General features: G+C 60.3%; 15 protein-coding genes and 1 other RNA gene. 8 read left to right on the top strand and 8 right to left on the bottom strand.

Going from position 1 to position 17,349, the window contains the following annotated elements:
* Nucleotides 1-3: 3 nt before the first annotated feature.
* Complete coding sequence (gene rsmS / locus ETEE_RS21950; protein ID WP_034163640.1) at nucleotides 4-219, top strand: pleiotropic regulatory protein RsmS; 216 nt, start codon at nucleotides 4-6, stop codon at nucleotides 217-219.
* On the opposite strand, the gene mscK is transcribed toward rsmS, so the two are convergent.
* The 3 genes from mscK to acrR all read right to left on the bottom strand — a co-directional run bounded on the left by mscK (nucleotide 205) and on the right by acrR (nucleotide 4,858).
* On the bottom strand, nucleotides 205-3,567 hold the full coding sequence (gene mscK / locus ETEE_RS13400; protein WP_034163641.1) for a mechanosensitive channel MscK: 3,363 nt from the start codon (nucleotides 3,565-3,567) through the stop codon (nucleotides 205-207). The two genes, rsmS and mscK, sit on opposite strands and share 15 nt — an antisense overlap.
* Before the next feature lie 217 nt (nucleotides 3,568-3,784).
* Nucleotides 3,785-4,138, bottom strand: a complete 354-nt coding sequence (locus ETEE_RS13395) for a DsrE/DsrF/TusD sulfur relay family protein (RefSeq protein ID WP_015870491.1) — start codon at nucleotides 4,136-4,138, stop codon at nucleotides 3,785-3,787.
* Between the two features lie 6 nt (nucleotides 4,139-4,144).
* A complete protein-coding gene (acrR, locus tag ETEE_RS13390; RefSeq protein WP_034163643.1) occupies nucleotides 4,145-4,858 on the bottom strand; it encodes a multidrug efflux transporter transcriptional repressor AcrR in 714 nt (237 codons plus the stop codon).
* A gap of 141 nt (nucleotides 4,859-4,999) precedes the next feature.
* Here acrR and ETEE_RS13385 point away from each other — a divergent pair, with 141 nt between their 5' ends.
* The 4 genes from ETEE_RS13385 to ETEE_RS13370 all read left to right on the top strand — a co-directional run bounded on the left by ETEE_RS13385 (nucleotide 5,000) and on the right by ETEE_RS13370 (nucleotide 10,339).
* Nucleotides 5,000-6,184 carry an efflux RND transporter periplasmic adaptor subunit gene (locus ETEE_RS13385; RefSeq protein ID WP_034163646.1) on the top strand — a complete coding sequence of 395 codons (1,185 nt, stop codon included), beginning with the start codon at nucleotides 5,000-5,002 and terminating at the stop codon, nucleotides 6,182-6,184.
* 43 nt (nucleotides 6,185-6,227) lie between these two features.
* Nucleotides 6,228-9,380 carry an efflux RND transporter permease subunit gene (locus ETEE_RS13380; RefSeq protein ID WP_034163648.1) on the top strand — a complete coding sequence of 1,051 codons (3,153 nt, stop codon included), beginning with the start codon at nucleotides 6,228-6,230 and terminating at the stop codon, nucleotides 9,378-9,380.
* A gap of 366 nt (nucleotides 9,381-9,746) precedes the next feature.
* Complete coding sequence (gene tomB / locus ETEE_RS13375; RefSeq protein WP_034163649.1) at nucleotides 9,747-10,115, top strand: Hha toxicity modulator TomB; 369 nt, start codon at nucleotides 9,747-9,749, stop codon at nucleotides 10,113-10,115.
* A gap of 20 nt (nucleotides 10,116-10,135) precedes the next feature.
* Nucleotides 10,136-10,339 (top strand): HHA domain-containing protein, encoded by a 204-nt coding sequence (locus tag ETEE_RS13370; protein WP_012847872.1) that lies wholly within the window; start codon nucleotides 10,136-10,138, stop codon nucleotides 10,337-10,339.
* 247 nt (nucleotides 10,340-10,586) lie between these two features.
* Here ETEE_RS13370 and ffs read toward each other — a convergent pair.
* Nucleotides 10,587-10,683: signal recognition particle sRNA small type (ffs, locus tag ETEE_RS20290), an RNA gene on the bottom strand.
* 142 nt (nucleotides 10,684-10,825) lie between these two features.
* Between ffs and ETEE_RS13365 the strand changes: the two genes are divergently transcribed.
* Nucleotides 10,826-11,155 carry an MGMT family protein gene (locus tag ETEE_RS13365; protein WP_034163651.1) on the top strand — a complete coding sequence of 110 codons (330 nt, stop codon included), beginning with the start codon at nucleotides 10,826-10,828 and terminating at the stop codon, nucleotides 11,153-11,155.
* Nucleotides 11,156-11,263: 108 nt separating this feature from the next.
* Nucleotides 11,264-12,130: an acyl-CoA thioesterase II gene (tesB, locus tag ETEE_RS13360; protein ID WP_034163652.1), complete on the top strand. Its 867-nt coding sequence runs from the start codon at nucleotides 11,264-11,266 to the stop codon at nucleotides 12,128-12,130.
* Between the two features lie 34 nt (nucleotides 12,131-12,164).
* Here tesB and amtB read toward each other — a convergent pair whose 3' ends face one another.
* The 4 genes from amtB to cof form a co-directional block, all read right to left on the bottom strand.
* Nucleotides 12,165-13,442 (bottom strand): ammonium transporter AmtB, encoded by a 1,278-nt coding sequence (amtB, locus tag ETEE_RS13355; RefSeq protein WP_095666582.1) that lies wholly within the window; start codon nucleotides 13,440-13,442, stop codon nucleotides 12,165-12,167.
* Between the two features lie 23 nt (nucleotides 13,443-13,465).
* Nucleotides 13,466-13,804, bottom strand: coding sequence for a P-II family nitrogen regulator (gene glnK, locus ETEE_RS13350; protein ID WP_034163654.1), 339 nt, complete (start codon nucleotides 13,802-13,804; stop codon nucleotides 13,466-13,468).
* Between the two features lie 277 nt (nucleotides 13,805-14,081).
* Nucleotides 14,082-14,543: an Lrp/AsnC family transcriptional regulator gene (locus tag ETEE_RS13345; protein ID WP_034163655.1), complete on the bottom strand. Its 462-nt coding sequence runs from the start codon at nucleotides 14,541-14,543 to the stop codon at nucleotides 14,082-14,084.
* Nucleotides 14,544-14,697: 154 nt separating this feature from the next.
* Nucleotides 14,698-15,516, bottom strand: coding sequence for an HMP-PP phosphatase (gene cof / locus ETEE_RS13340; RefSeq protein WP_034163656.1), 819 nt, complete (start codon nucleotides 15,514-15,516; stop codon nucleotides 14,698-14,700).
* A 100-nt stretch (nucleotides 15,517-15,616) separates the two neighbouring features.
* Here cof and ETEE_RS13335 point away from each other — a divergent pair, with 100 nt between their 5' ends.
* Nucleotides 15,617-17,329, top strand: a complete 1,713-nt coding sequence (locus ETEE_RS13335; RefSeq protein ID WP_034163657.1) for an SgrR family transcriptional regulator — start codon at nucleotides 15,617-15,619, stop codon at nucleotides 17,327-17,329.
* Nucleotides 17,330-17,349: the final 20 nt, after the last annotated feature.

The raw sequence follows: 17,349 nt of genomic DNA, 5'->3' as shown, positions 1-17,349 counted from the left end.
CCCATGTCACTGGAGCAAGCGAGCGACGAGGTCAAGCTGGCCGTCGATTTGATATACCTGCTGGAGAGTAACGCGATCCCCGCGCATACCGCCCTGGCGGCGCTGGAGATCGTCCTGAGCGACTACCGGCAGAAGCTGGCGCAGCCCAGCCCACAGCGGATAGCGGATAGCGGCGGCGCAGGACGCCCGCCGCCCGGCCGTCCATCAGATGCGCAGTGAGTCAGGCGGCGGATCCGTCAGCGTACGCTTCACCTCCTGCACCTCATTACCCTGCGGGTTATGCAGGTACACCTCCAGCTGGTTAAAGGCGATGTTGATATCGTTCTCTCGGCACAGCTGATCGATGCGGCGGTTCAGCTCATCTACCACATAGCTGCGGTCGCGCAGCTCGCGCACGTACAGCCGCATCTCATGATCCAGCGTGCTGGCGCCAAAGGTCAGGAAGAAGACCTGTGGCTCCGGCTCCACCATCACCCGCGGGTTCTCACCCGCCGCCTGCAGCAGGATCTCCCGGACCTTATCCAGATCCGAACCATAGGCTACGCCGACCTTGATCAGCACCCGGGTCACCGTATCCGTCAGCGACCAGTTAATCAGCCGCTCGGTCACAAAGGCCTTGTTGGGAATGATCACCTCTTTACGATCGAAGTCGGTAATGGTCGTCGCGCGAATACGGATCTTATTCACCGAGCCGGAGTAGGAGCCGATGGTGATGGTGTCACCGATACGCACCGGTCGCTCAAACAGAATGATCAGGCCGGCGATGAAGTTCCCGAAGATCTCGTTCAGACCAAAGCCAAGGCCCACCGACAGCGCGGCGGCCATCCACTGCAGCTTATCCCAGGAGATGCCCAGCGAGCCGAAGAAGATAATCACCCCGACGCTGATAATCGCATAGGTCAGGATGGTGGTGATCGCATAGGACGCCCCCTGACGCAGCTGCAGACGCGACAGCACCAGCACCTCCAGCAGGCCGGGCAGGTTGCGCATCATGATATAGGCCACCACCACCGTCATCATGGCAAACAGCAGGTTGCCCAGCGTCACCGCCTGGGTTATCTGGCTGGCACCGCTGCCGCTGTTGTAGTGCCACAGGGTAATGCTGTCGAGATAGGAGATCACCGTAAACAGATCGGCCCAAATCCAGTACAGCACGCAGCCAAAGATCAAAAACAGCACCATCGTGGTCAGACGCAGGGACTGGGTATTGATCTGATCGATGGCCAGGGGCGGCTCTTCGATCGCCTCCAGCCCCTCCGCCCCCTCGCGCGAGGCGCCGGCGGCGTTCTGCTGACGGCGCGCCAGCGCGCGGCGATAGGCCAGACGGCGGGCCGCCACGCTCAGGCCGCGCAGCACCGTGGAGTAGACCACGGCCCACAGCAGCATCAGGTACAGGCTCTCGATCCAGCGGGTCCCCAGACGCAGGGCGGTATAGAAGTAGCCGCAGGCCGTCAGGATCATCAGGATCAGCGGCGCGATCGCCAGCAGGGTCACCAGCACCAGCCGCACGCTGTGGGAGTTTTTCTCCCGCCAGGCATCGCGGCACAGCGGAAAGACAAACACCGTCAGCAGCGCCAGGGTGATCAGTATCACCACCTGCCCTATCACATCCTCGTTCAGCTGCAGCGGTGATTTCTCCCCGATCACGCACCATACCATCAGCGGGATCAGGGTGAAGCCCAGGCGCCGAACCATGCGGCGGTAATGGGCGCAGACCAGCGGCGACACGTTAAAGTGGCGCTCGGAGATCCCCCCCGGCGAAATGAGGCGATAGGTGGTGCTGATGATCAGCCAAAACAGCGCGAAGCGCAGAGACATCACCCACAGCAGGCCACCTATCTGGGTTTCGGTATGGTAGAACATCACCCCGACGGCCAGCAGCAGCAGCGTCCCCGGCAGCCCGCGCAGAATATTCAGCAGGATGGCCTCCGGCGTATGCAGCTGTCCGTCCCGCTTCAGCTGCCCCACCTCATCGCCCAGCTTATCCAGGCGGGCGTTGATGGCGCGACGGCGCCACAGCAGCAGCCCAGTGCCGATCAGCAGGGGAATGAACAGATACAGCGAGCTGATAAAGCCCTCCAGCAGCTGTGCCGGCTTGAAGTCAATGTGCAGGTTCGCCGCTTGGGTGTGCAGCGCCGCGGGCAGTCCGATAAACCAGGCCAGGTTCATCGGCTTATTGCTGCTGACCCAGAAGATTTGCTGGGTCAGGGTATGCTGCAGATAATCGTTCACATTGCGCAGCTGCTGCTGATTGATCTGCAGGCTGATGGCCAGCGTCAGCTCACTGCCCAGCTGTTTGTTCAGCTTATCCAGCAGGTCGCGGCGCGTATCGACCAAATCCTCCAGCGCCGCGATCGCCTCATCGCTCAGCTTTTCTTTACTGTCGGCCTGCAGCGCCGCCACATAGTCGCTGCTTTGGCTCAGGGCATCGCGCTGGGCGTTGATATCAAACTGGGCCACGCGCAGATCGGCCACCTGCGCCGCCACATCGTTGCTCAGCTTTTCCGTCGGCAGCTTCTGCTGCTGCTGGTAGAGAATACGCGACAGCAGCAGGCTGCCCTTCAGCACCGAGATCTGCTCCTTCAGATTGCGCTCGGCCTGCAGTGAACGGTCAAGCCAGTTTTTAACCCGGATATTCTCCTGCACCAACGTATTGGTCTTTTCCGTGGCGTCGATCAGCCGCTGGCTCAGCGCACGGTTTATCTCCAGCTCTTTGGCGATCAGGGGATTGTGGTTAAAGTCCTGGGCTGCATCGTCGGGATTGATCGCCTCTCTGGCCGTTTTTTCAGACTGAATCAGCTGCTTGCTATAGCCGGCCTGACGAATCAGCTGTACGCTGCGCTCCAGCTTGGTGATCCGGGCGCTAGCATAGTCGCGCTGCTTTTGCAGTACATCCTGCAGGGTAGTGTTGTCCCCGAGGCTCTGCTGCTGATAATCCAGGGACTGGTTGAGCATCGCCAGCTCCGTATTCAGCATGTTACGCTGGCTAGCGCGCAGCTGGGTGCCTTCGGCCAGGGTATTCCGGATCTGTTGAATTTGCTGAGAGCTGGCCATCATAGAGGCCTGGGCACGCTCCGGCTGGGTCTGCAGGGCGATCAGCTGGCTGCTGTAGGAGGCCAGATCGTCCTGCGCCTGCTTCAGCTCGGCCAGGGTATCATCCCACTGGCTCTGCAGCTGGCGGGTGCTCATAGCAGAAAAGTTGGCCTCGTCTGCCGCATCGCTGCTGCGCTGCAGCGCCTCCAGCCCGGCCAGCGCCTGATTCAGTTTCCCCGGTGCCTGCTGCACCTGCTGCTTCAACTGCTGGCTCTCTTTGCGGTAGCGCTCAATGCCGTCCAGATATTCAAGGGTTTGGTTGAGATCCTGCAGCACCAGCTTATCGCTGGCCGACAGGCTCTTCTGCCGGTTCAGGGCATCGATCTGATTTTGCACCTCGGTGCGCGAATCGATATCGCCGCTCTGCGCCCGCGCAAAGGCGCTGCAAAAGAGCAGGGAAAGCAGCAGGGTGACAATAATAACGCGCCAAAGGGCAACGCCCTTGCCTGGCCGTAATAACACGCCGTGAGTCATAGTTAAATTAAGCAGACTTTATCAATAAAGAAAGATATAGGTTTCCTGGGCGCTATTCCGCGTGGCGCTTGCCATCATCCCATCGCGAAAAGCGGCCTAGAGTAACATGAAGCTGTAATAGCAAGAATAGGCATAATCGGAGAAAATTGCCCGGCGCCGTAGCCCCACGCCGGGCGGTAACGCGTGTGCCGTCGCCAGATGAACGACGACGTACGCCTTAGAATGTCAATACCTTATCGGCGGCCAGCGTCCAGGCGGCCAGTTCGGTCAGCGTACCGATGGCTACCCCCTCAATCAGCGGAAGCGACGCAATGCCGCGGGCATCGGCGCAGGTCTTACACAGCAGAATGGGCGTGCGCTGCGCGCACAGGATCTCCAGCATCTGCTGCAGGCTGTAGCCTTCGTGGGGCTTCTGCCCCGGCAGCGCCGCCGTCACGGCGTCCGACATCAGGAACAGCTTCAGATCGATATCCGCCGCCTGCTCCTTCATCGCCAGCGCCAGGCGCAGCGCGTTGAACAGGGATTCATGGCCATAACCGGCCCCATTGGCAATCACGACAATTTTTTGCATTGTTATCTACTCGTCTTTATCAACACTGTTTCGCGTGGCTGGGAAAGCGCTTTCCCATACAGAGGTATCATTGGGCGCACACACCGCGTCGCGACGCAAAAACGGACTGTGGCGCAGCATGGCGATCACGTTATCCACCAGCGGTATCGCCTGCTGCTGCAGATCGAAGCGGTCCGGGGTAAACAGCCAGCTCTCCATGATACCGGTCATATAACTGCGCAGAGCGATGGCGCTGCGCAACGTATCCAGATTCGCCGGCAGCTGCTCCAGGAAGATACAGTGCTGCAGCACCCGTTCGATACGCGTGTAGCTCTCCAGATACATCACTTTACGCCGTTCGCCCAGCGCCCGCATCTCGCCGACGAACTCGCACTTATGGTACAGAATTTCCATCATCGCCCGCCGCTGCGGATCCACCACCGTCGCGACCAAAATAAAAATTAGGAGCTCACGTAATATACGCAGTGGATCATCCGGAAACTTTGTCTGATACTCTAGCTCAAGCTCACTGATCCTGGACTCCATAAACGCCCAGACGGCGTGGAAAATGTCAGTTTTGTTCTTAAAATGCCAGTAAATGGCCCCACGGGTAACCCCTGCGGCGTTGGCGATATCGTTTAGTGAGGTGGCAGCAACGCCGCGTACGGAAAACTCTCGTATGGCAGCGTCAAGGATCTGCTGCCGGGTCTCCTGGGCCTGTTGTTTGGTTTTTCGTGCCATGGCGTTGGTTTTTTAAAGTATCAAGACTTACATGCATTGATGAATGTATGTACCATAACATGCGTTTTTTTATAGCGCAGCAATGGGTTTTTTACCAGTGTGCTCCATACCCATTTTGCACTCGGACTCTTGAGGTATAATATGAAGAAAAACAGAGGGTTAACGCCTCTGGCGGCGATACTGCTGTTTTCCGGCAGTTTGCTTCTTACAGGATGTAATGATGACAATGGTGCAACCGGGCAACGTCCTGCCCCCGAAGTCGGTGTAGTCACACTGAAAACGGCGCCGTTAAATGTCTCAACCGAGCTTCCGGGCCGAACCTCTGCGTACCGTATCGCAGAGGTTCGTCCGCAGGTCAGCGGTATTATCCTTAAGCGTAACTTTGTCGAAGGCAGCACGGTAAAAGCCGGCGAATCACTGTATCAAATCGACCCGGCGACCTATCAGGCCGCCTATGACAGCGCCCGCGGCGATCTGGCCAAGGCAGAGGCTGCCGCTAACATCGCCCATCTGACGGTCAAACGCTACACCCCGCTGCTGGGCACCAAATATATCAGCCAGCAGGACTACGATACCGCCGTCGCCAACGCACGCCAGGCCGATGCGACCGTCGTCGCCGCGAAAGCCGCCGTTGAAAGCGCGCGCATCAATCTGGCCTATACCAAAGTCACCTCGCCTATCACCGGCCTGAGCGGCAAGTCCTCCGTCACCGAGGGCGCCCTGGTGACCGCCAACCAGAGCAACGCCCTGGTAACCGTACAGCAGCTCGACCCCATCTATGTCGACGTGACCCAGTCCAGCAATGATTTTCTACGTCTGAAGCAGGAGCTGGCCAACGGGCAGATCAAGCAGGAAAACGGTAAGGCCAGCGTTGAGCTGGTGATGGAAAACGGCCAGCCCTACCCGCTGAAAGGGACGCTGGAGTTCTCCGATCTGACCGTGGATGAGAGCACCGGCTCGATCACGATTCGCGCCGTGTTCCCCAACCCGCACAATGACCTACTGCCGGGAATGTTCGTGCGTGCGCGCCTGGACGAGGGCGTCCGCCCCGATGCGCTGCTGGTTCCGCAGCAGGGCGTAACGCGTAACCCCCGCGGCCAGGCGACGGTAATGCTGGTCGGCGCCGACAACAAGGTCGAAATGCGTACGATCGATGCCGCACAGGCGATCGGCGATCAGTGGCTGGTCACTGGCGGCCTGAAGAGCGGCGATCGGGTGATCGTATCCGGTCTGCAGCGTATTCGCCCGGGTGTGCAGGTGAAAGTAGAGGAAGCTAAACTGAATGCAGCGGTCAGCGACGGTGCGGCCAGTGGCGCACAGCAGTAAACGCATCGCAATGCATAATATTGGGAAAAGGAGCCAGTAATACATGGCTAAGTTTTTTATCGATCGTCCGATCTTTGCCTGGGTTCTCGCCATCATCATGATGTTGGCCGGTGCATTGGCGATCATGAGCCTGCCGGTCGCACAGTACCCTACCGTTGCGCCGCCGGCAGTCACCATCTCCGCCAGCTATCCGGGGGCGGATGCGGCCACGGTGCAAAACTCCGTGACGCAGGTTATCGAACAGAACATGAACGGTATCGATAACCTGATGTACATGTCGTCAACCAGTGACTCGGCCGGTAACGCCAGCATCACCCTGACCTTCGAGGCCGGTACCGATCCGGATATCGCCCAGGTCCAGGTACAGAACAAGCTGCAGCTGGCCATGCCCTCCCTGCCGCAGGAAGTTCAGCAGCAGGGCGTCAGCGTGGATAAGGCCTCCAGCAGTATTCTGCTGGTCGCGGGCTTTATCTCCGAAGACGGCAGCCTGAGCCAGGATGATATCGCCGACTATGTGGCGTCCAACATTAAGGATCCCCTGAGCCGTACCCAGGGCGTCGGCAGCGTACAGCTGTTTGGCTCCCAGTACGCCATGCGTATCTGGCTGGACCCCAACAAGCTGAATAAGTACCACCTGACGCCGGTCGACGTTGTCTCCCAGATTAAGGTGCAGAACAACCAGATCGCCGGTGGCCAGCTGGGGGGCACCCCGCCGGTACCGGGCCAGCAGCTGAACGCCTCTATCATTGTGCAGACCCGCCTGAAGGATCCGACCGAGTTCGGCAAGATCCTGCTTAAGGTCCAACAGGATGGTTCCCGCGTTCTGCTGCGCGACGTTGCGCGCGTGGAGCTGGGGGCTGAAAACTATGGCACCATCGCCCGCTATAACGGTAAACCGGCCGCCGGTATCGCCGTGAAGCTCGCGACCGGCGCCAACGCGCTGGATACCGCCAAGGCCGTCAAGACGGAGCTGGCCAAGCTGGCCCCCTACTTCCCAGCGAGCCTGAAAACGGTCTACCCGTATGACACCACGCCATTCGTTCAGCTCTCTATCGACGAAGTGGTGAAGACCCTGCTGGAAGCGATCGTGCTGGTATTCGTGGTGATGTATCTGTTCCTGCAGAACATCCGCGCTACCCTAATCCCCACCATCGCCGTACCGGTGGTGCTGCTGGGAACCTTCGCCATTCTGGAGATCGTGGGCTTCTCCATCAACACCCTGACCATGTTCGGGATGGTGTTGGCGATAGGCCTCTTGGTGGATGACGCCATCGTCGTGGTGGAGAACGTCGAGCGCGTCATGTCCGAAGAGGGGCTGCCACCGAAAGAGGCGACCAAGAAATCCATGGAGCAGATCCAGGGGGCGCTGGTCGGTATCGCCATGGTGCTCTCCGCGGTATTCGTACCGATGGCCTTCTTCGGCGGCTCGACCGGGGCCATCTATCGCCAGTTCTCCATCACCATCGTCTCCTCCATGGTGCTGTCGGTGCTGGTGGCGATGATCCTGACGCCGGCGCTGTGTGCGACCATGCTCAAACCGATCGCCAAAGGCGATCACGGCGTACAGACCGGCTTCTTTGGCTGGTTTAACCGTCTGTTTGAAAAGAGCACCCATCACTATACCGACAGCGTTGGCCGCATCCTGCGCGGTACCGGGCGCTACCTGGTGATCTACCTGCTGATCGTGGTCGGCATGGGAGTGCTGTTTATCCGCCTGCCCACCTCCTTCCTGCCGGAAGAGGACCAGGGGGTGCTGCTGACCATGGCCCAGCTGCCGCCGGGCGCGACTCAGGAGCGCACCAACAACGTGCTCAAGCAGGTATCCCAGTACTACCTGACCAAAGAGAAAGATAACGTTGAATCAGTCTTTACCGTCAGCGGCTTCGGCTTCAGCGGTCAGGGGCAGAACAACGGTCTGGCTTTCGTCAGTCTGAAACCGTGGGACGAGCGTAAGGGCGATCAGAACAAGGTTACCGCGATCATTCAACGGGCGGCGGGCGCCTTCAGTAAGATCAACGACGCCATGGTGTATCCGTTTAACCTGCCGGCTATCGTCGAGCTGGGTACGGCATCCGGCTTCGACTTTGAGCTTATCGATCAGGCCAACCTGGGCCACGAAAAGCTGACCGAAGCGCGTAACCAGCTGCTGGGCATGGCAGCGCAGCACCCTGACCTGCTGGTCGGCGTGCGCCCTAACGGCCTGGAAGATACGCCGCAGTTCAAGTTGGATATCGACCAAGAAAAAGCGCAGTCGCTGGGGGTTTCTCTCGCCGACATTAACCAGACGATCTCTGCCGCGCTGGGCGGGGCCTACGTCAACGACTTTATCGACCGCGGACGCGTGAAACGCGTTTATGTACAGGCCGATGCCCCGTTCCGTATGCTGCCAAGCGATATCGATAACTGGTACGTGCGCAGCAGCAATGGTCAGATGGTGCCGCTGTCCGCCTTCTCCAGCTCACGCTGGGAGTACGGCTCACCGCGTCTGGAGCGCTACAATGGTCTGCCCTCCATGGAGATTCTGGGCGAGGCCGCCCCCGGTAAGAGTACCGGTGAGGCCATGGCGCTGATGGAAACCCTGGTCGCCAAGCTGCCGGCGGGCGTCGGTTATGACTGGACCGGAATGTCCTATCAGGAGCGTCTGTCCGGCAACCAGGCTCCGGCCCTGTATGCCATCTCGCTGATCGTGGTCTTCCTGTGCCTGGCCGCCCTGTATGAGAGCTGGTCTATCCCGTTCTCCGTCATGCTGGTGGTACCGCTCGGCGTCGTCGGCGCCCTGCTGGCGACCTCTCTGCGCGGTCTGACCAACGATGTGTACTTCCAGGTCGGCCTGTTGACGACGATCGGGCTATCGGCGAAGAACGCCATCCTGATCGTCGAATTCGCCGTCGACCTGATGCACAAAGAGGGTAAGGGACTGGTCGAAGCGACGCTGGAGGCGGTGCGTATGCGTCTGCGCCCGATCCTGATGACCTCGCTGGCCTTTATCCTCGGGGTTATGCCGCTGGTCATCAGCAACGGTGCCGGCTCTGGAGCCCAGAACGCCGTCGGTACCGGGGTCATGGGCGGGATGGTCTCCGCCACCATCCTGGCCATCTTCTTCGTGCCGGTGTTCTTTGTGGTAGTGCGCCGCCGCTTTGGCCGCCGCGGCGAGGATATTGAGCACAACCATCCGGTTGAACCGCACAATAAATAGTTATAAGAAATGAAAAGACCGCCCGCGGGCGGTCTTTTTTTATCCATCGCCTGCCCACGCCGTATCCGGAGCTCTCGCCGGACAAACATTAATATGCTTAATTCCGTGGGATGATATGCCCCGCTGGGATAACTCATTAAAAATATTTATTCTTCATTCTTCGTATTCATTAAATGAGGGTTATCCTTAATCAGGATGGGTATAGTTTAAATACTTACTAACACAAAACTTTTCCCATTGCCCTGCGCCTTTGCTATGATACTGGGGTTACTCGTCATAGCCATTACGTAACCGCTTGATTATTGCATCGATTTGTTATATTCCTTGCTACAGGAAAGCAGGCTCGGCTCCGGCAGGGGGTTGACTATGGATGAGTATACTTCTTATCAGCATGACATCGCAGAGTTAAAATACCTGTGTGATTCTCTGTATCATCAGGGAATAGATGTCCTGGGAGAGAGCCATCACGGCTGGGTCAGCGACCCGACGGCAAAGGTAAACCTACAGCTTAACGAGCTGATTGAGCATATTGCCAGCGTCGCACAATCATTTAAGATCAAATATCCGCGTCATTCGGATTTAGCCGAAATACTGGATGATTATCTGGATGAAACCTACGCCCTGTTTGGTGCCTATAGCGTCAGTGAAACGGCGCTCAGACACTGGCTGCGTACCAAACGCCGTGTGGCATACTGCCTGGCGCATGAAAAGCGCAATGCGGCCTTACATGTTTAGTCCAATAATAGGATGTTGTGATGACCAAGATCGATTATCTAATGAAGCTGCGTAAATGCACGACGCTGGATACTCTGGAACGCGTGATCGAAAAGAATAAATACGAACTTTCAGATGATGAACTAGAAATTTTTTATTCTGCTGCAGATCATCGACTAGCCGAATTAACTATGAATAAGCTATACGACAAAATTCCGGCAGAAGTCTGGCAATACGTCCGCTAAGTGCTCCGGGCGTTTCAACGGCGCCCTGGCAACATTAGTTATATTACTATTAATATATTTATTCTTTATTGATACCCCACCGTTACACGGGTAGGTATGTTTTCGCCCGTAACCCACCGCCCAGCAATCGCCCGTCGCAAATCTCAGCGATAAACTCCGTGTAGTCACGGGCAGCCAACGGCAAGCAAGAAGCAAGAAGCAAGAAGCAAGAAGCGGCGAGGAGTAGCACGGCTTAATTGGGTGGGGGCCCTGCCAGCTACATCCCGGCACACGCGTCACCCGCTGCGGCTGCTTCCTTCCGGACCTGACCGAATTCACGGGTTAGCGTTGCGGGAGAACCAACAGGGCCCCCATAACGAGCGCTATAACCTCAGCGCCCAGGCATTATCAGCGATGCCACGCCCAATTGCAAGGCGCCCCCCGTCAACCGTTGTTTTCTTAAACAGGCCTCTTGAGCTAACGCCATAGGACAGCGATAATCGCGCCATGACCACGACGACCCCGCTCCCCGTACAGGATGACTTCCGCCAGCGCGTACTGCTGTGTATCGCCGCCATTCCCGCAGGCCGAGTCGCAACCTATGGCCAGATAGCCGCGATGGCCGGTCACCCGCGCGCCGCGCGTCGGGTGGGTGCCATCCTGCGCGCCCTGCCGGCGGGTAGCGCCCTACCCTGGCACCGGGTGGTCAATCGCCTTGGCACCCTCTCTCTGGTCGGCGAGGGCTTTACCCGCCAGCGCAGCGCGCTGCAGGCCGAAGGGATCGGCGTCGATGCCGCTGGGCGGCTCGACCTGGCGCGCCTGCGCTGGCAGCCATAGCCCCGTCGCCGGCGTTCCCCTTGCGTGCGGAGCATCGTATCGGCGCCCCGGGCCCCAGCGCCAGCGCGCTACCGAGGTCTCCCACCGTTACAAAATAAGGTATTACCAATGAGTCAGGCGTTACAGAAACTGTTAAATCTATTGAATCTAGAGAAAATTGAGCAGGGTATCTACCGAGGGCAGAGCGAGGATTTGGGACTGCGCCAGGTCTTCGGCGGTCAGGTTGTCGGTCAGGCGCTGTATGCCGCCAAACAGACCGTTGATGCCCAGCGCCAGCTACACTCATTCCACAGCTATTTTCTGCGTCCCGGCGATAGCCGTATGCCGATCGTCTATGATGTCGAGGTCCTGCGCGACGGCAACAGCTTTAGCGCCCGTCGGATCAACGCCATCCAGCATGGTAAGCCCATCTTTTATATGACGGCCTCTTTCCAGTCCCAGGAGGCGGGCTTTGAACACCAGAGCAGCATGCCTCAGGTCGCCGGTCCCGAGGGGCTGCCCAGCGAGACCGATATCGCCCGCTCGCTGCGGCACCTGATCCCCGAGGCTGTCCGCGATACATTTACCCGCGAGCAGGCCATTGAAATGCGCCCGGTCACCTTCCATAACCCGCTCAAAGGCGAGGTATGCCCGCCGCAGCGCTACGTCTGGCTGCGCGCCAACGGCGTCCTTCCCGACGATCCGCGGGTACATCAATACCTGCTGGGCTATGCCTCAGACTTCAACTTCCTGCCGACGGCGCTTCAGCCCCACGGCAAGGGCTTTCTTGAGCCCGGCATGCAGGTGGCAACCCTCGATCACAGCATGTGGTTCCACCGCGCCTTTCGCCTCGACGACTGGCTGCTGTACGCGGTGGACAGCCCCTCCGCCTCCGGCGCTCGCGGCTTAGTTCGCGGACAGTTCTTCGACCGCCAGGGGCATCTGGTCGCCTCCGCCGCCCAGGAGGGGGTTATTCGGCAGCATCCGGCGCACTAAGCGCCCTGCGGCGCCGCAGCACGGCGCCGCGCGTCTAGCGGTTATAGGCATTCTCCCCGTGGCTAGTCACATCCAGCCCCTCGCGCTCCTGATCCTCACTGACCCGCAGCCCTACGCAGAGATCCGCCGCCTTATAGGCAATCAGCGCCGCCGCCGCGGACCAGATCACGCAAACCAGCACGCTCAGCGTCTGAACCCACAGCTGGTGACCCATGGTGACACCGCTGGCATAGCCCGTACCGCCCAGCGGGGCGGCGCTCAGTACCCCGGTCGCCAGGCAGCCGACGATGCCGCAGACGCCGTGCACGCCGAAGACATCGCAGGCGTCATCTATCCGCAGCCAGCGCTTCAGCGCCACCACGCCCCACAGCCCTGCCGCGCCCGCGATCAGGCCAAGCAGCAGCGCACCGCCGACGCCCACGCTGCCCGCCGCCGGCGTCACCGCCACCAGCCCGGCAATACAGCCGGAGCAGGCCCCCAGCAGGGAGGGATTCCCGCGCAGCCCCCACTCCGCCAAGACCCAAGAAAGGATGGCGGCGGCGGTGGCGATCATCGTGTTGATAAATGCCAGCGCAGCAATATCGTTGGCGGCACCGGCGGAGCCCGCGTTAAAGCCAAACCAGCCGATATACAGAATTGAGGTGCCCAGAAAGACCATGGGCAAACTGTGCGGCTTAAACGACTCCCGCCCATAGCCGCTGCGCCGTCCCAGCAGGCGAGCGCCCAGCAGTCCTGCTACGGCGGCGTTAATATGCACCACCGTCCCGCCGGCAAAGTCCAGCGCCCCATCGGCGGCCAACCAGCCACCGCCCCAGACCATATGGGCCAGCGGCACATAGGAGAGCGAAAACCACAGCACGGCGAAGATCAGCACCGCCGAAAAACGGACCCGCTCCGCCAGTGCGCCGGTCACCAGCGCCACCGTAATACAGGCAAACGATCCCTGAAAGGCCACGTGTACCAGCGTCGATATTGAGCCAGTCACCTCGTGCGGTCCGATCCCCCTGAGCAACAGCGCGTGCAGATTGCCGACGACGGCGTTCCCACGGCCAAACGCCAGCGTATAGCCATAGATCACCCACAGCACGCTCACGGCGGCGAAGGTCACCATCACCTGCGTCATCAGCGACAGCACGTTTTTAGCGCGCAGTAGGCCGCCGTAAAACAGCGCGATCCCCGGCAGGGTCATCAGCAGCACCAGCGCCGTCGCTAGCATCATAAAGCCGTTATCCGCCCGATCCACCTGCGGCGCGCCGGCTAGCGCAACTCCCGGCAGCAGCGCCACGCCCACCATCCCCCTGCACAATCGCATCATCTCATCCCCCATGCAGGCCATTACAGCGCCGCGTCATCGCACTCGCCGGTGCGAATACGCACCACGCACGTCAGCTCGGCGACAAAAATCTTACCGTCCCCCGTGTTTCCACTGTAGGCCGCCTGGCAGATGGCCTCTATCGCCGCCGCCAGTCGCTCATCCTCCAGCGCCACCTCAATTTTGACCTTGGGTAAAAAATTGACGCTGTACTCGGCGCCGCGGTAAAGCTCTGTGTGCCCTTTCTGCCGGCCGAATCCCTTCACCTCCGTCAGGGTCAGCCCCTGAATACCGATGGCCGACAGCGCCTCGCGCACCGCCTCCACCTTAAATGGCCTGATCACCGCGCTCACCAGCTTCATGACGCCCCTCCTCTGTCGCCGGACTCATTCACAAAAGTTATGAGCAAAGGTCATGCCAATCCAGAAAGCAGGCGACAGATCCCGCCGCCCACGCGGGATAGCGTGGGCGGCGGAGCGGCGGCGGCACCAAAACGGTGCGATGCGTCGGCTGTGGTGCAGGTCAGGCACCGGGGAAGGAGGCGATCGCCCCGGCGACGGCGGCGACGGCGTCGGGGGCGCTATATCGGCAGAAGACAGAAAAGGCGAGCACAGAGGACGGGCTAGCGGAAAAGGCGTCTTACTCGCGCAGCGGCAGCGCCGTGGTAAACTTAATCTGCTCCATGGCAAAGCTCGACGTGACGTCGCTCAGCCCCTTTACCGCATTGACCAGACGCTTATAAAAATCATCGAAGCTTTTCATATCGGCCACCTGCACCTGCATTAGATAATCATACTCTCCGGCCATGCGGTAGAACGCCAGGATCTCCGGCATATGCTCCACCTGCTGCACAAAGTTGCGATACCACTCCGCGCTGTGATGCTGGGTCTTGATCGCCACAAACGCCGTCAGCCCCAGGCCCAGCTTATCTTTATCCAGCAACGCGACCCGCTGGGTAATATAGCCCTCCTCCTCCAGACGCTTTAGCCGCTTCCAGCAGGGGGTCGACGTCAGGTTAACCGCCTCTGACAGCACCTGCAGGGAGAGGGTGCAGTCCCGCTGCAGCATGTTCAGCAGACTACGGTCAATTTTATCCAGCATAGGGAGCTCCGGGAGAAAGATTTCCTCCAATTAGGCCAATGCACGCAACAATAATCAATCTTTTTCCCGCGTCGTCGAATCCGTAGCGCAGGCAAAGATAAAAAGAAAACCGGGCGCGCGCAGTCAAACACGCAGCCCGGCTGGCTGAATAGCCTCAGTGATTCGGGGGAATAGTGAGGTGAGATTGCGTTAGCCAAAGAGAAAGCTGTTGCGCCACCGCCTGCTGGCGACAGTCGCCGATCACCCGCAGGTGCGGCAAGGCCTGCCGAAGCTGCGTCAGCGCGTTACCCATGATGAACCCCTGACCGACCATACCAAGCATCTCCCGATCGTTCATCGCGTCGCCGAACGCCATACATTCATCCAGACCAATATTCAGACGCTCGCACAGGGCCGCCAGCGCGCTGCCCTTGTTGCTGCCCGGCGGGATCACCTCCAGCGAGTCATGACCCGAGAAGCAGAGATCGACGGCGCGGCCGAAGTGGGCGCGCAGACGCTGCTGCAGCGACAGTAGACGTTCATGACGATCGATAAAGCACACCTTGCTGACGCCGTAGGCCGGCAGACGACGCAGATCCGTCAGGCGGTAGGCAAAGCCATCGGCCCGGTGGGGCGCCAGCAGTTCGGGGCAGTCGCTGGCCGTCAGCCAGCCATCGTCGCGAAACAGATGCAGCGAGGCGGTATCGCTCCAGTCGGCGTGCATCAGTTCATAGGCCACCTCCGGCGCCAGATCCTGGCTGAACAGCAGCTGGCCGTCGTGGTCATGCACCCGGGTGCCGTTGCCGGTGATCAGGTGTCCCCGCAGCCCCAGGCGGCGAGTCATGCGGCTGACCTCTAAAAAATGACGCCCGGTAGCAAAGGTGAGCACGACTCGCTGCTGCGCCAGGCGCTGCAGGGTATCCAACGTCTCCGCACCGATGCAGTGATCCGGCATCAGCAGGGTGCCATCCATATCAAACGCTGCCAAACGCATATCGCCTCCGTTTGTGACCGCTACTGCATGAGCGACAGTATCGCGTGGCATTTACGGAACTAATAGTGAACAATTAGAAAAAAGAGTTCAGGATTTCTTAATGCGCCTGCTGCAACGCCTTAATCAATATCAACGCCTGTACCAGTTTTCCGGCGATGCGCCGGTGTCGGCCACCGTCGCCGAGCTGGCCGCCATTATTTGCTGCAGCGATCGCCACGTGCGGACCCTGCTAGGCCAGCTGCAGGAGGCCGGATGGATCCGCTGGCAGGCCAGCGCCGGGCGCGGGCGGCGCGGCAGCCTGCGCTGCCTGCTTCCGGTATCGCAGCTGCGCCGCCAGCTGATGGAGCACCTGCTGCGCGAGGGCAACCATCAGGGCGCCCTGCGGCTGGCGGCCCGCGATCCTGCCCAGCTGACCCCCTATCTGCAGCCTCATCTCGGCGGCCAGTGGCAGGCCGAGCTGCCCACCCTGCGCATTCCTTACTACCGCCCGCTGGAGCCCATCCAGCCCCTGCGGCTGAGCGGACGCGCCGAGCAGCACCTGGCACACACCCTGCACGCCGGCCTGACGCGATTCGTTCCCGGCAACGCCGCGCCGCAGCCAGATCTGGCCCACCACTGGCAGATCAGCGACGACGGCCTGTGCTGGCAATTTTTACTGCACAGCGATCTGCGCTGGCACCACGGCCAACCGATTGGCGCCGGGCAGCTTCTGGAGACGCTGCGCGCCCTCTGTGCCCATCCCCTGGCCGGCGCCCTGCTGGCCAGCGTCGCCGCCATCGACCGCCCCCATCCGCTGTGCCTACGCTTTACCCTGCATCATCCCGACTACTGGCTCGCGCACCGGCTGGCCAACCTGCTGTGCCTGCTGCCCCATCCGCAACAGCCCGATATCGGCGCGGGGCCATTCCGTCTGGTCAGCGCCAGTCCAACCCTGCTGCGCCTAGAGCAGTATGAGAGCTACCATCTACGGCGGCCCTATCTGCACGCCATCGAATACTGGATCACCGCCGGGGCCGATACGGCGCCCCCCTCCTGCCAGAGGGCGGTCAGAATACAGATAGGGCAAGATGAGGGAACCCAGGACACCCGACGTCTAAAAAGCAGCACCAGCCTGGGCTTTGGCTACATGGCCATCAACCTGCGTCAGGGGCGCATCTCTCCGCGCCAGGCGCGCGGCCTGCTCGGCCTGATGCGCGAGGAGCAGACCTTCAGCGCCCTGTCGCAGGAGGAGGGGATCACCTTGCGCTGCGAGGAGCTGCTGCCCGGCTGGACGATCCCGGCGTTTACCGAGCCGCCCGGCCCGCTGCCGCCCCGCCTGACGCTTCTCAGCTACCCGGCGTCAGCCTTACATCAGCTGGCGCGCCGGCTACAGATCCGCCTGGCCGCCTGCGGCTGCGACCTCACGCTGCAGCTCGTCAGCGGAAAACGCTGGAGTGATGATGCTCAGCTGGCTCAGGCAGACATTATCCTGGGGGACAAGCGCATCGGCGAATCGCCCGGCGCCACCCTGGATAACTGGCCGCGCACCGACCGACTGTGGCAGGCGATCCTCCCGCCCAACGCCTATACGGATACGCTGGCGCGCCTCAATCTCCAGCGGCAGGCCAGCGCTGAGGCACAGCGGTTGGCTGCGCTGCGTCAGCTGTACGGCGCGCTGATGGCGCAGGGATATATGGCGCCGCTGTTCAACTATCGCTATCAGGTCAGCGTTCCGCCCCGGGTCAACGGCATCGTATTGACCGCACACGGCTGGTTCGACTTTTCTCAGGCCTGGGTGCCGGCGCCGGAAGCAGGCTGTTCATCGCCGGACTGAGCGGCTACCATACGGACGAT

Origin of the sequence: Edwardsiella anguillarum ET080813, from assembly GCF_000264765.2 — a bacterium.
GTDB classification, from domain to species: Bacteria; Pseudomonadota; Gammaproteobacteria; order Enterobacterales; family Enterobacteriaceae; genus Edwardsiella; species Edwardsiella anguillarum.
This window is presented reverse-complemented; position numbering and strand designations above follow the sequence as displayed.